The sequence below is a fragment of the Niallia sp. XMNu-256 genome (assembly GCF_036670015.1).
GTDB lineage: Bacteria > Bacillota > Bacilli > Bacillales > Cytobacillaceae > Bacillus_BD.
The window spans coordinates 4,006,533-4,020,329 of sequence record NZ_CP137636.1 but is presented as its reverse complement, the minus strand read 5'-3'; the positions used below and the strand labels follow the sequence as shown (position 1 = coordinate 4,020,329).

The window sequence follows — 13,797 nt, the reverse complement described above, 5'->3', positions numbered from 1 at the left end:
AACTAAAGCAATAGTCGAAAAATACGATGGAGCAAAGGGAGAGGATAGGGATGAAAAAACGGGAAGTACATGCTTCGATTAAGGATGAACGACTGATTAAAAAGCGCAGGGATCAGATGATTAGTGGGGCGGTTAAGCTGTTTATTGAAAAAGGGTTTCATCGAACAACAACGAGGGAAATTGCCCGGGCTGCTGGATTTAGCATCGGCACTCTTTATGAATATATTCGTGAAAAAGAGGATGTTCTTTACCTTGTTTGTGATCGAATCTATGACCAAGTAAAGGAGCGTCTGCAGAAATTCCTTGACCCGGAGCAGTCCACGCTAGAAGCTCTAAGACAGGGAATGGCCAATTATTTTCGTGTCGTTGACGACATACAAGATGAAATTCTTGTTTTGTATCAAGAGGTCAAATCATTGCCAAAAGATGCACTGGCCTATGTATTAAACAAAGAGATGGAGCTTGTTGAGTTATTTGCGCAAATGCTGACCCGATGTGTTGAAAACAATGAACTAGATTTAACCGAAGATGAAATCAAGCTGTATGCCCATAATATCTATGTATCTGGTCAAATGTGGTCATTTCGTCGATGGATCCTTCGAAAAATGTTCACATTAGAGGAGTATATTGAATACCAAACAACATTTTTGATCGAAGGAGCTAAAAGAATGAGAACAGCGAAAGGAGAGCAAAATGGGGAGCGGATGTTTATATAAACCTAAAAACAAGATTCGGTTTGTTACAGCATCAAGCTTGTTTGATGGGCATGATGCCTCCATCAATATTATGAGGAGAATTTTGCAGGCGAGCGGTGTGGAGGTGATCCACCTCGGTCATAATCGTTCGGTCGAGGAGGTGGTCATAACCGCCATTCAAGAAGATGTCCACGGAATTGCGGTTTCTTCCTACCAAGGCGGCCATGTGGAATATTTCAAATACATGGTTGATTTATTACGTGAAAGAGGAGCGGGTCATATTCGCGTGTTTGGAGGAGGTGGCGGTGTAATTATCCCTCAAGAACGAAAGCTCCTTCATGATTATGGTGTTTCCCGTATTTTTTCCCCTGAAGATGGCCGTCGTTTAGGCCTTCAGGGGATGATTAATGACATGATCCGTGAATGTGATTTTTCCCTGACCTCCCTACCAATCGAACTTGATATCCACTCATTATCACCTCAAGGGTCTCAACAAACCATTGCAAGACTTATCACCATGGCCGAACAGCCAGAAAAACCTCTACACTCTAAAGTGAAAGCATTGTTAGAAAAAATCCAACCGAGTGAGAAAATAATCCCGATTATTGGCATAACCGGAACAGGAGGAGCGGGAAAAAGTTCCTTAACCGATGAATGGGTACGCCGCTTTCTTCAACAATTCCCACAAAAAACGATTGCGATTTTATCGATTGATCCAACGAAACAGAAAACGGGGGGTGCGCTGTTAGGAGATCGGATCCGAATGAATGCCATTCATTCTCCCCAAATCTTTATGAGAAGCTTAGCGACAAGAACATCGCGCTCAGAACTTTCCCCAGCGATAGGGGATGCGCTTCACATTGTGAAAGGAGCCGGATTTGATTTAATCATCGTTGAGACGAGTGGAATTGGTCAAGGCGATGCAGCGATTACCGATTTCTGCGATTTATCCTTGTATGTGATGACAAATGAATTTGGTGCTCCCTCTCAGTTGGAAAAAGTCGATATGATTGATTTTGCTGATTGTGTTGTTATTAATAAGTTTGATCGGCAAGGGTCTGAAGATGCTAGAAGGCAAGTCCGTAAACAATATCAACGCAGTCATGGACTGTTTGACAAGAGGCTTGAAGACATGCCAGTCTATGGAACGATTGCCAGCCAATTTCATGATCCAGGGGTGAATTCCTTATTTTCAGCAAGTATTGAAATGATGAATAAAAAATTAGGGTTGGACTGGAAATCCCATTTTACAAAAAAAGAGGAAGTTACGAGACAACCTACGATTATTCCAAATAAGCGGCAAAATTATTTGCGGGAAATTGTCCAAACCATTCGTACTTACCATCAAAAAGTGGATGAACAGACCGAACTGGCAAGAAGATTGTTTAGAATCGAAGGGGCCATTACAGAAGTGAATGAGGACGGGGATGAAAACGTCAAAGGAAATATCGTAACTTATCTAGAATATTTAAAGAAACAAATCCTTGAGCAGTTAAGTCCTGAGTCAATAAAAATTTTACAGGAATGGAATAACGTAAAAGATAGGTATGCGAACGAAACGTTTGTCACAAAGATTCGTGACAAGGAAATCGCAACTCCCCTCAAGACGAAGTCTTTATCGGGGTTACGTATTCCTAAAATAACTTTGCCAAAGTATCAAGATTATGGTGAAATTCTTCGGTGGGTTTACCGGGAAAATGTGCCAGGGTCCTTTCCATACACAGCGGGCGTTTTTCCATTTAAACGAGAAGGGGAGGATCCGAAGCGCCAATTTGCCGGGGAGGGCACCCCAGAACGAACGAATCGCCGCTTCCACTTTTTATCAAAGGATGATCCTGCAAAACGGTTAAGTACAGCGTTTGATTCTGTTACATTATATGGAGAGGATCCAGCCGAGCGACGAGATGTTTACGGAAAAGTTGGAGAAAGCGGTGTGAGCATTCCAACTTTAGATGATATGAAAAAGCTGTATCATGGTTTTGATTTATGCGATCCACAGACATCTGTTTCCATGACCATTAATGGACCAGCGCCCATTATCTTGGCGATGTTTCTAAATACAGCGATTGACGGGCAAATCGAAAAACAAGAAGAAACGCTTGGTCGGCCGCTAACCTTATCTGAGAAGGAAAAGGTGAGGGCTGACACCTTGAAGATTGTGAGAGGCACCGTGCAGGCGGATATTTTAAAAGAAGACCAAGGCCAGAATACGTGTATTTTTTCAACGGAATTTGCCTTGCGGATGATGGGAGATATTCAACAGTATTTTATTGATCACCGGGTACGCAATTATTATTCTGTCTCGATTTCTGGTTATCATATAGCAGAAGCAGGGGCGAATCCAATTACCCAGCTGGCCTTTACGCTAGCAAACGGGTTCACCTATGTGGAATATTATTTAAGCAGGGGCATGAAAATTGATGATTTTGCACCCAATCTGTCCTTCTTTTTCTCCAATGGTTTGGATCCGGAGTACACAGTGATTGGACGGGTTGCACGGAGAATTTGGGCGATTGTCATGCGGGATAGGTATGGAGCCAATGAAAGAAGTCAAAAATTGAAATATCATATTCAAACATCCGGCCGCTCCCTTCACGCACAGGAAATGGATTTTAACGACATCCGCACGACGTTGCAGGCGTTAATGGCTCTCCATGACCATTGTAATTCCTTGCATACAAATGCATATGATGAAGCGATAACGACTCCAACAGAGGGATCTGTCAGGCGGGCGATGGCGATTCAAATGATTATTACGAAGGAACATGGATTAACGAAAAATGAAAACCCGTTACAAGGTTCATTCATTATTGAAGAATTGACCGATTTAGTAGAAGAAGCAGTCCTTCAAGAATTTGAGCGATTAGACATTCGCGGCGGGGTTCTCGGTGCGATGGAAACGCAATACCAACGTGGGAAAATCCAAGAGGAATCGATGTATTATGAAACATTAAAACATACAGGAGAATTGCCGATTATAGGAGTCAATATGTATACGAATCCCGATCCACGTGCACATGAAGAAATAGACGGGATGCCGCTGGCGCGGGCGACAGAAGAAGAGAAGGACGCACAAATCAGACATTTAAAGGAATTTCAGAAAAGGCATGAACGTGAGGCGGAAGCGGCCTTACGCAAGCTGAAAGAAACGGCTCTTTCCGGCGGCAACATTTTTGCTCAACTTATGGAGACAGTAAAGGTGGCAAGTCTCGGACAAATAACGTCAGCTCTATATGAGGTAGGAGGGCAGTATCGGCGAAATATGTAGCATCCTTTTCATCCCCAGTGCCTAAACAATGGGCACTGGATGTCTATGGTCTCCGCTTGAACAAACAGAACAAATTTTTTATCACGCTACAAAGCGAGTTACATCTTCATGCTAGTCTGACGAGGATGTCCTGTCCTTCGTCGAGCTTGCTTAATAAGTATGATTTAACAAATTCGTGGCATCCGTCGGAGGCTTAACTTCATTCAGCCGCAGCCGGTACTCCCCATTAAATCGGAAAATCTTATTTGTGAATATGCTGAATGAAGTTAAATTATTGAGGAAGAAGTGAACGGCTTGAAATGGTTTTGGATCATACTCATCTGGATAGCGGTAGGTGCGTTAACCTATTATTTGTACAATAAACAACTAGGTGCGATCCCTTTTTCACTCCTATCTATATATTTTTTTCTATATGCGAAAAAGAATTTGCAAAAAAATAGAAATAAGCGGGAGAATCTCTGACTAAAACTAGCATAAACCCCAAGTATTTGTTTATAATGAAGAATATGTATTTTAGCGAATAGATTATTTATCGTTTTCATTGTATATTTTAATAAGCATCTAGCGGATACATTGATCGCTCGAGTGCAAATATGAATCCGAGCACAAATCAATTTGATTAGGTAGTAGTAGAGAGAAAGGAAGTGCGGGTCTTGAGTGTACAATACTCAAAGGAAGAATTGTCTGAAATGTCTTTAATAGAGATTGCGTACGAAGTTTTGGCTGAAAAGAAACAAGCGACACCGTTTGTAGAGATCGTTGAAGAATTAAAGAAACTCCGTGGGACGACAGATGAGGAAATTAGATCGAAAATTGCCCAATTTTATACGGAATTAAATATAGATGGCCGTTTTTTAAGCCTTGGTGAAAATCAATGGGGACTAAGAGTTTGGTATCCAGTTGACCAAGTGACTGAAGAAATTGTAAATCCTGTCAAAGCGAAGAAGAAGAAGAAAGCTAAGAAAGTCGTGGATGACGATCTTGGATTTGATGATGATTTAGAAGAAGAAGTTGAAGGTTTTGATGATCCAGAAGACTTACTTGATGATGATCTTGATGACGAGGATTTAGAAGATCTGGATGATGATTTAGAAGAAGAAGAAATTGACGAAGATTTAGAAGAAATTGATGATGAACTTGACGATGACCTAGATGAGGATCTAGAAATCGATGAAGATCTTGAAGAAGATGAATTTGAAATAGACGAGGAAGAAGAGGATCTTGAACCAGAAGAGGAAAAATAAGGTCCTTCCAATTACGTCTTGACTTTTTGATTCTATACTTGTAGAATACTTTTTGGGCTCTTAACGGAGATCATTCATTTTAGAAGAGTAGCGCTCCCTTACTTAGAAAAGTAAGTGGAGCGTTTTTATTTTTATTTCCGCGTTTTAACGGTCAGCAAGACTTCCCTTTTTAAGATTGCTGGGAGATCAACTCTCCGTAAAAACCCGAAAGTTGAACACAGACTAAATACGCCTACGGCAACGTCTGCGTGACCAGCATGCTGCTGGCCTCAACTATCCATCAGAGAGGGAAGGACACCCCGCTGATGGAAGGTTCATTTTATATCGTTATGTCAAAAATTGGCATACTGAGACACCTTATCAATTTACTTATTTAAATAGAGTGAAAATGTGCAAACTGTAATAGAGGAGGAATTTTTAACATGACAAAATACATCTTTGTTACCGGTGGCGTTGTATCGTCGCTAGGAAAAGGAATTACAGCAGCTTCGTTAGGAAGATTGTTAAAAAATAGAGGCGTGAAAGTAACGATTCAAAAATTTGATCCGTATATTAACGTGGATCCAGGAACAATGAGTCCATATCAACACGGTGAAGTGTTTGTGACAGACGATGGTGCGGAAACGGATTTAGACTTAGGTCACTATGAGCGTTTAATCGATATTAATTTAAATAAATATAGCAACGTAACAACAGGAAAAGTATATTCTACGGTTATTAAAAAAGAGCGCCGCGGAGATTATTTAGGCGGAACTGTTCAGGTAATTCCACATATTACCAATGAAATTAAGGAGCGTTTATTCCGTGCAGGCCACGAAACAAATGCAGATGTAGTTATTACTGAAATCGGCGGAACGGTTGGAGATATTGAATCTCTGCCATTTTTAGAAGCGATTCGTCAAGTAAAAAGTGATGTTGGTTCAAACAATGTCATGTACATCCATGTTTCCCTTGTGCCATACATTAAAGCCGCAGGTGAAATGAAGACAAAACCTACTCAACATAGTGTAAAAGAGTTGCGCAGCCTTGGGATTCAACCAAATCTGATTGTTGTACGTACAGAAATGCCAATGACTCAAGAAATGAAGGACAAGCTAGCGTTATTCTGTGACATCGAAAAAGAATCGGTTATTGAATGTCAAGATGCTGACCATCTATTAGCGATTCCGCTTGCCTTACAGGCACAAAACATGGATGCAATCGTCTGCAAACATTTAGGCTTAGAGTGTCAAGAAGCGGATATGACTGCATGGACAGCTCTTCTTGATAAAGTACGTCATCTTTCTAAAACAACAAAAATTGGTCTTGTTGGAAAATATGTTGAATTACAAGATGCTTATTTATCCGTTGTGGAAGCATTAAAACATGCAGGCTATGCTTATGATTCCGATATTGAGATTGAGTGGATTAATGCAGAAGATGTAAATGATGAAAATGTTGCAGAATTATTAGCTGACGTGGATGGCATCCTTGTTCCGGGTGGATTTGGTGACCGCGGAGTTGAAGGGAAAATTTCAGCCATTCGTTATGCCCGTGAGCAAAAGCGCCCATTCTTAGGAATTTGCTTAGGAATGCAACTGGCATCGATCGAATATGCTCGTAATGTACTAGGCTTAGAAGGGGCCCACACATCTGAAATTGATCCAAATACTTCACATCCGATTATTGACTTACTTCCAGAGCAAAAGGATATCGAAGATCTAGGTGGAACCCTTCGTCTTGGTTTATACCCATGTAAGTTAACAGAAGAAACGAAAGCTTATGAAGCGTATCAAGATGAAGTCGTTTACGAACGTCATCGTCACCGCTACGAGTTCAATAATCACTATCGTGAAATGATGGAACAGAAAGGCTTTATTTTCTCAGGAACAAGCCCGGATGGACGTCTTGTAGAAATTGTGGAATTAAAAGATCACCCTTGGTTTGTTGCATCCCAATTCCATCCTGAGTTTATCTCAAGACCGAACCGTCCACAGCCACTATTCCGTGACTTTATCGGTGCATCATTAAAACATAAAGAACAGTAAGAATAGATAAAAAAGCTGACCGCTTATCGAAGTGGATCAGCTTTTTTTATTTTGGCGGGTCGATGAAAGGGATATTTCTGAGAAGAGGTAGTGATAACCGCATTTTATGCTAGAGGCAAGGGAAGTTGCGGTTATTGGGTGAGAGATAACAGCAAAATCAGGGGAAGCACGTGAAAGTTGCTGTTATCGGTTGAGGGATAACAGCAAAACCAGGAGAAGCATGGGAAAGTAGCTGTTATCGGTTGAGGGATAACAGCAAAACCAAGGGACCAACCGGAAAGTTGCCGTTATCTGTTGAGGGATAACAGCAACCTCATCAGTAAACAAGAAAGTTTGCTGTGATGAACGGATCCATCCAGCACAGGAATGAATCTTAGCATTTTTTTTGCTAAACCCAAAGTCAATGCACACTTCGCAGCAAATCAACCTACTCCAAGTCCTCCTCCAACTCCCGAATAATCTCATCAATCGTAAACTTTATGCCATAATACACATACAAACCGACCATTGAAAAAGGAAGGCCTGTGCGGGTGCCATCATCAGTGGGGATCAAACCTTTTTTTAAGGGAAGTTCAATATGAACCTCGGCAAAATCAGTAATTGATTCTCCTTCACCATTTGTAGCAGCTATAGACACAAATGGAATGTTTCTTTCATGGAGTTGCTTTGCGAGGGAAAGAGCGTCAGCCTGATGACTAGATCGCGTCACAAGAAGCACCCGATCGACCGAAGAGATGGACTCCAACTTGTTTGGCTCTTGAAGGGAAACCGCATGTTGAAGCGGTTCAGCTCCAGAAAGCGCCTCGCTTGTAATTGCCTGCATTTCATCTGTACCAAATACATAAATGTTCCCACCAGCAACAATGGCTTGTGACAACAAACGAGCACTATCTTCTATGGAATCTTGATGTTTGTCCATAATCGATGTAAAAATCCCGCTAAGCTGAGTTGTGAACATTTTTAACAAAAAATCTCCTCCAAACAAGAATTGTGTGTTACATTTAAATAAAACTTCGCAAATAGTATGACATATTGACAAGAATAACCAACCTAAATTTACCTAAGAGGAAAAGAAGGATTTCATATGTCAAATATAGAAATATTTAGAGTGCAAAGATATCGATGTAAAGATAATTACTTAAGCAATTTAGTATAAAATTAGTTAAAAGTCCAGGATACATTGGGCATTGATAAAAAAATATGGTGGATACCATTCAAATGAAGAGGTGGCAAAATGGGAAAAAAGATCCTTATCGTAGATGATCAGTATGGAATTAGGATTCTTCTTAATGAAGTTTTACAAAAAGAGGGCTATGATACTTATCAAGCTGCAAATGGACTGCAAGCCTTAGAAATCGTTCAAGAAAATGTTCCGGATTTAATTCTTTTGGATATGAAAATACCTGGTATGGACGGGATTGAAATATTAAAAAGGGTGAAAGCCATTCATCCAGATATGAAAGTCATAATTATGACCGCTTATGGTGAATTAGATATGATCCAAGAGGCAATGGACTTAGGGGCCATGACTCATTTTGCGAAACCGTTTGATATCGTAGAAATTCGTGAGGCAGTGAAGAAATATTTAACCCAACCTGTCTAAACCCATTCTTGTTAAACAAAACTACAAACAATTAAGTGAAACTTCCATCCGTGGCATCTGCCGGAGGCTTAACTTTTCAGCCGGGGTTTGAACCCCCATTGAATGACAAAAACATTTTGCTTTTATTCCCCCGCTTATAGAGGCGGGGAATTCTGCTGAATGAAGTTATACTTAGAATCCTGAGGTGGAAGCCTCACTGTCCGTCAAGCCTGATAAAATAATAGAAACTTCCAAAATCACTTATTTTCCCGCTGTCAATAGCAATTATGGGATTATTTTGATATGATACAAGAGGACTTTCCAAATGGATTTGTTTAATAGTTTTTATATAAATTAGGGAAACTACATAATAGTTGAACCTAATAGAAAAACTAAAAACTAAAAACGAACAGCCATATGGAAATACTTTTTACATACAAAAGGGAGGAACTATTATGCCATTAGTTTCTATGACTGACATGCTTAATAAAGCAAAATCAGAAGGCTATGCAGTTGGCCAATTTAACATCAACAACCTCGAATACGCGCAAGCGATCCTTCAAGCTGCTGAGGATCAAAAGTCACCAGTCATTTTAGGTGTTTCTGAAGGTGCTGGACGCTATATAGGCGGTTTCAAAACAGTTGTAAAAATGGTTGAAGGTTTAATGGAAGACTACAATATTACAGTTCCGGTTGCAATTCACTTGGATCATGGTTCAAGTTTTGAAAAATGTAAAGAAGCGGTAGACGCTGGTTTCACGTCTGTTATGATTGATGCATCTCATCATCCTTTTGAGGAAAATGTAGAAACTACGGCAAAAGTAGTCGAATATGCCCATTCAAAAGGGGTTTCTGTTGAGGCTGAGCTAGGTACAGTCGGTGGACAAGAAGATGATGTAGTGGCAGACGGAGTTATTTATGCGAATCCACAAGAATGTAAAGAACTTGTAGAACGTACAAAAATTGATACATTAGCGCCAGCATTAGGATCTGTTCATGGTCCGTATAAGGGCGAACCTAATCTAGGATTTGCTGAAATGGAGGAGATTGGGAATCTAACAGGTATCCCACTAGTTCTTCATGGTGGCACAGGAATCCCAACTAAAGATATCCAGAGAGCGATTTCTTTAGGTACTGCAAAAATTAATGTAAATACTGAAAATCAAATGGCTTCAACGAAAACCGTTCGTGAATTATTAGCCAAAGATCCTGATGTATACGATCCACGTAAATACTTAGGACCAATGCGTGAAACAATTAAAGAAACGGTTATTGGAAAAATGAAAGAATTTGGTTCTGTAGGGAAAGCTTAAAATACTTTTGAAACCGCCTTAATGGAGGCGGTTTTAGCTGTATTAATTTCATTGCGACTGAAAATACGACAAGGCATTTGGCATATAAGATAAGATCTTCCACAAGAAGATCCGGAAAATGTAATTACTTTTTAATCGCGAAAGGGGTATAATGATGAAATTTTTTATCGATACTGCAAATATGGACGAAATTAGAGAAGCTTATGAATTGGGAATTATTTCCGGCGTTACAACAAATCCGTCATTAGTAGCAAAGGAGAAAGATATTTCGTTCCATGACCGTTTACGCGAAATTGCTGAACTTGTACCAGGTTCTGTAAGTGGTGAAGTGATCGCCCTTGATGCAGAAGGAATGATTAAAGAAGGTCGAGAATTAGCAGCGATTGCCCCAAATATTACTGTTAAAATTCCGATGACTCCAGACGGAATGAAGGCAGTTTCTACCCTTTCAAAAGAAGGGATTAAGACAAATGTAACCCTTATTTTCAGTGCTAACCAGGCTCTGCTTGCCGCTCGTGCTGGTGCAACTTACGTATCACCATTCCTAGGCCGCTTAGATGATATCGGTCATAATGGGTTAGATTTAATCTCAACGATCGCTGAAATTTTTGCGATTCATGATATTGAAACAGAAATTATTGCTGCTTCCATTAGACACCCTCAACATATTACGGACGCTGCATTACGCGGTGCACACATTGCAACAACACCATATAAAGTGATAAAGCAATTATTTAAACATCCATTAACAGACCAAGGAATTGACGCATTCTTAGCTGATTGGAAATCTCGTAGTTAAAAGGTTTCAATTTTAAAAAGGGTGGCTCATTGATAAGTCGCCCTTTTCCACGAATACAATCCCATTTTTTCTTTTACTCAAAAATTTTTCCAATTTGATGGCTGTACGGTATATTTTGTGTAAAATAAAGGATAGGTAGATTGAATAAAGTCCATTTAAATATCCTATGATGGAAAGACAACCATTATTCATTTTATAAAAGTTAATTGTGCAGTGTCTTGCTTGCTTTCTTGCTTGTTTACGAAGGTCTCAAAACGATGTGGCTTTCGTCAATTTTGGATAAGACACTGATAACAACTAGACATGGAAGGGAGTTCAAGATGGAAAAATTAATGATTGCAGGTGGCTATCCATTAAAAGGGACCGTTCGAGTCAGTGGGGCCAAAAATAGTGCGGTTGCCTTAATTCCGGCAACGATATTAGCTGATTCTCCTGTAACAATTGAAGGGTTACCAGATATCTCGGATGTCCGTATTTTAAAAGGATTGCTTGAAGAAATTGGTGGGAAGGTACATATAACTGAAAACGATATGACCGTAGACCCTTCAACAATGATTTCCATGCCCTTGCCGAACGGAAAGGTAAAAAAACTCCGTGCTTCCTACTATTTAATGGGAGCGATGTTGGGTCGCTTTAAAAAGGCTGTTATTGGATTGCCTGGAGGATGCCATCTAGGTCCAAGGCCGATCGATCAGCATATAAAAGGTTTTGAGGCACTTGGTGCAAAGGTAAGCAATGAACAAGGTGCAATTTATTTGCGTGCTGATGAGTTAAAAGGGGCACGTATTTACTTGGATGTTGTTAGTGTGGGCGCAACGATTAATATTATGTTAGCAGCGGTTCGGGCTAAAGGTCGTACCATCATTGAAAATGCAGCAAAAGAACCAGAAATTATTGATGTCGCTACATTGTTAACAAATATGGGTGCAAAAATAAAAGGGGCGGGAACGGATATTATTCGTATTGATGGAGTCGATACTCTTCATGGCTGTCGTCATACGATTATTCCTGATCGGATTGAGGCAGGTACATACATCATTCTCGGCGCAGCTGTCGGCGAAGGGGTCATTATAGATAATGTAATACCTCAGCATTTGGAGTCCTTAATTGCTAAGCTTCGTGAAATGGGGGTCATCGTTGAAACAAAGGATGACCAAGTGTATGTTCATTCGGTTCCAAAAATGAAGGCGGTTGATATTAAAACGTTAGTCTATCCAGGGTTTCCAACGGATTTACAACAGCCCCTTACTTCACTATTAACGAAGTCGGAAGGAACGAGCATGGTAACCGATACGATTTATTCCGCCCGCTTTAAACATACAGATGAATTAAGAAGAATGAACGCAAGCATCAAAGTAGAAGGACGCACGGCTGTTATTCATGGGCCTGTCAAGTTAACAGGTGCAAAAGTGAAAGCAAGTGATTTAAGAGCTGGGGCAGCCCTTGTGGTTGCAGGTTTGATGGCTGATGGAGTTACTGAGGTAACTGGACTTGAACATATTGACCGTGGCTATAGTCATATGGTTGAAAAATTAAATGGTTTGGGTGCTACGATTTGGCGGGAAAGTTTGACCCAAGAGGAAATTGAACAGACAAAGAATGCCTAATTTGACAGCAAACGTCCAGAGAGACTCTTATTTTTAGGGAAATCATAAAGGACAGCGGTAGGTAAATTACACATACACATAGGAGAGAGATCATATGGAAAGAAGTTTAACAATGGAATTAGTTCGTGTAACAGAAGGGGCTGCACAAGAATCTGCCCGTTGGTTAGGGAGAGGAAAAAAAGAAGAAGCAGATGATGCGGCAACAACTGCGATGCGACAAGTATTTGATACCGTACCGATGCAAGGAACAGTTGTCATCGGTGAAGGAGAAATGGATGAAGCACCAATGCTTTATATTGGTGAAAAATTAGGTACAGGAGTCGGTCCTGAAGTGGATGTAGCGGTAGATCCAGTTGAGGGAACGGAAATTGTAGCATCGGGCGGCTTAGGCTCTCTTGCTGTTCTAGCAGTTGCAGATAAAGGCAACCTCCTGCATGCACCTGATATGTATATGGACAAAATAGCAGTTGGTCCTGAAGCTGTAGGAGTAATTGATATCAACGCTCCTGTGATTGATAATTTAAAAGCTGTAGCCAAAGCTAAAAATAAACCCATTGAAGATGTCGTCGTAACCATCTTAAATCGTGAACGTCATGCAGATATCATTCACCAAATTCGTGAAGCGGGTGCCCGTATTAAATTGATTGAAGCGGGGGATGTGGCAGGAGCCATTAACACAGCTTTTGAAAATACAGGTGTCGATATCCTACTCGGAGCAGGTGGTGCTCCAGAAGGTGTCTTGGCTGCTGTTGCTTTAAAATGCTTAGGCGGAGAGCTACAAGGAAAACTATTACCTCAAAATGATGAAGAACTACAACGTTGTAAAGAAATGGGCTTAGATGTAACCAAAGTTCTTTATATGGATGACCTAGTTAAGGGAGATGACGCTATTTTTGCTGCTACAGGCATTACGGATGGCGAACTTCTTAAAGGGGTTAAATTTATAACGGGTTACGCAACAACTCATTCCATTGTCATGCGTGCTAAGTCTGGTACTGTACGTTTTATCGAAGGAACACATAGCTTAGCTAAGAAACCAAATTTGGTTGTAGAATAAAATAAATAGTATAATTTTATTAAATTGCTCCGGCAGGTCTAAAAATGTACCTGCTGGAGATTTTAAATCAGTATGTCCCCAAGAAATAGAGAAATAATCTTTCTTTTCCAAAATAAATATATTGATTTAAGTCCACAGGAGAGGTAAAATAAATCATTCCTTCTTTCTTGTCATGAACACTCATGTACAGAGATATTCTTCGATT

At 40.3% G+C, this 13,797-nt stretch carries 10 protein-coding genes; 9 read left to right on the top strand and 1 reads right to left on the bottom strand.

The annotated features are described in order from the left end of the window. Window positions 1-50 precede the first annotated feature (50 nt). The 4 genes from R4Z10_RS20200 to R4Z10_RS20185 all read left to right on the top strand — a co-directional run bounded on the left by R4Z10_RS20200 (window position 51) and on the right by R4Z10_RS20185 (window position 7,234). Window positions 51-716 (top strand): TetR/AcrR family transcriptional regulator, encoded by a 666-nt coding sequence (locus R4Z10_RS20200; RefSeq protein ID WP_338471064.1) that lies wholly within the window; start codon window positions 51-53, stop codon window positions 714-716. Further along, a complete protein-coding gene (icmF, locus tag R4Z10_RS20195) occupies window positions 694-3,963 on the top strand; it encodes a fused isobutyryl-CoA mutase/GTPase IcmF (RefSeq protein ID WP_338471063.1) in 3,270 nt (1,089 codons plus the stop codon). The genes R4Z10_RS20200 and icmF overlap by 23 nt, the downstream gene beginning before the upstream one ends. Before the next feature lie 644 nt (window positions 3,964-4,607). Continuing rightward, window positions 4,608-5,207, top strand: a complete 600-nt coding sequence (gene rpoE, locus R4Z10_RS20190) for a DNA-directed RNA polymerase subunit delta (protein ID WP_338471062.1) — start codon at window positions 4,608-4,610, stop codon at window positions 5,205-5,207. A 422-nt stretch (window positions 5,208-5,629) separates the two neighbouring features. Next, window positions 5,630-7,234 (top strand): CTP synthase, encoded by a 1,605-nt coding sequence (locus R4Z10_RS20185; RefSeq protein WP_338471061.1) that lies wholly within the window; start codon window positions 5,630-5,632, stop codon window positions 7,232-7,234. A gap of 427 nt (window positions 7,235-7,661) precedes the next feature. On the opposite strand, the gene R4Z10_RS20180 is transcribed toward R4Z10_RS20185, so the two are convergent. Beyond that, the gene (locus tag R4Z10_RS20180) at window positions 7,662-8,192 is read right to left on the bottom strand and encodes a DUF2529 family protein (protein WP_338473289.1); all 531 of its coding nucleotides are present in this window, start codon (window positions 8,190-8,192) and stop codon (window positions 7,662-7,664) included. Between the two features lie 276 nt (window positions 8,193-8,468). Here R4Z10_RS20180 and R4Z10_RS20175 point away from each other — a divergent pair, with 276 nt between their 5' ends. The 5 genes from R4Z10_RS20175 (at window position 8,469) to glpX (ending at window position 13,592) form a co-directional block, all read left to right on the top strand. Continuing rightward, a complete protein-coding gene (locus tag R4Z10_RS20175) occupies window positions 8,469-8,837 on the top strand; it encodes a response regulator (protein WP_338471060.1) in 369 nt (122 codons plus the stop codon). Window positions 8,838-9,271: 434 nt separating this feature from the next. Then, entirely contained in the window at window positions 9,272-10,129 is an 858-nt protein-coding gene (locus R4Z10_RS20170; RefSeq protein WP_338471059.1) for a class II fructose-bisphosphate aldolase, read from the top strand. Window positions 10,130-10,283: 154 nt separating this feature from the next. Continuing rightward, entirely contained in the window at window positions 10,284-10,928 is a 645-nt protein-coding gene (gene fsa, locus R4Z10_RS20165) for a fructose-6-phosphate aldolase (RefSeq protein WP_338471058.1), read from the top strand. Window positions 10,929-11,248: 320 nt separating this feature from the next. Continuing rightward, window positions 11,249-12,535, top strand: a complete 1,287-nt coding sequence (locus R4Z10_RS20160; protein WP_338471057.1) for a UDP-N-acetylglucosamine 1-carboxyvinyltransferase — start codon at window positions 11,249-11,251, stop codon at window positions 12,533-12,535. Window positions 12,536-12,629: 94 nt separating this feature from the next. Beyond that, the gene (gene glpX, locus R4Z10_RS20155; protein WP_338471056.1) at window positions 12,630-13,592 is read left to right on the top strand and encodes a class II fructose-bisphosphatase; all 963 of its coding nucleotides are present in this window, start codon (window positions 12,630-12,632) and stop codon (window positions 13,590-13,592) included. Window positions 13,593-13,797 lie beyond the last annotated feature (205 nt).

What these genes read in the sequence shown, in the direction of transcription:
- R4Z10_RS20200 (WP_338471064.1), top strand. Translation starts at nt 51, where the DNA reads ATGAAAAAACGGGAAGTACATGCTTCGATTAAGGATGAACGACTGATT.
- icmF (WP_338471063.1), top strand. Translation starts at nt 694, where the DNA reads ATGGGGAGCGGATGTTTATATAAACCTAAAAACAAGATTCGGTTTGTT.
- R4Z10_RS20185 (WP_338471061.1), top strand. Translation starts at nt 5,630, where the DNA reads ATGACAAAATACATCTTTGTTACCGGTGGCGTTGTATCGTCGCTAGGA.
- R4Z10_RS20180 (WP_338473289.1), bottom strand. Translation starts at nt 8,192, where the DNA reads ATGTTCACAACTCAGCTTAGCGGGATTTTTACATCGATTATGGACAAA.
- R4Z10_RS20175 (WP_338471060.1), top strand. Translation starts at nt 8,469, where the DNA reads ATGGGAAAAAAGATCCTTATCGTAGATGATCAGTATGGAATTAGGATT.
- R4Z10_RS20170 (WP_338471059.1), top strand. Translation starts at nt 9,272, where the DNA reads ATGCCATTAGTTTCTATGACTGACATGCTTAATAAAGCAAAATCAGAA.
- fsa (WP_338471058.1), top strand. Translation starts at nt 10,284, where the DNA reads ATGAAATTTTTTATCGATACTGCAAATATGGACGAAATTAGAGAAGCT.
- R4Z10_RS20160 (WP_338471057.1), top strand. Translation starts at nt 11,249, where the DNA reads ATGGAAAAATTAATGATTGCAGGTGGCTATCCATTAAAAGGGACCGTT.
- glpX (WP_338471056.1), top strand. Translation starts at nt 12,630, where the DNA reads ATGGAAAGAAGTTTAACAATGGAATTAGTTCGTGTAACAGAAGGGGCT.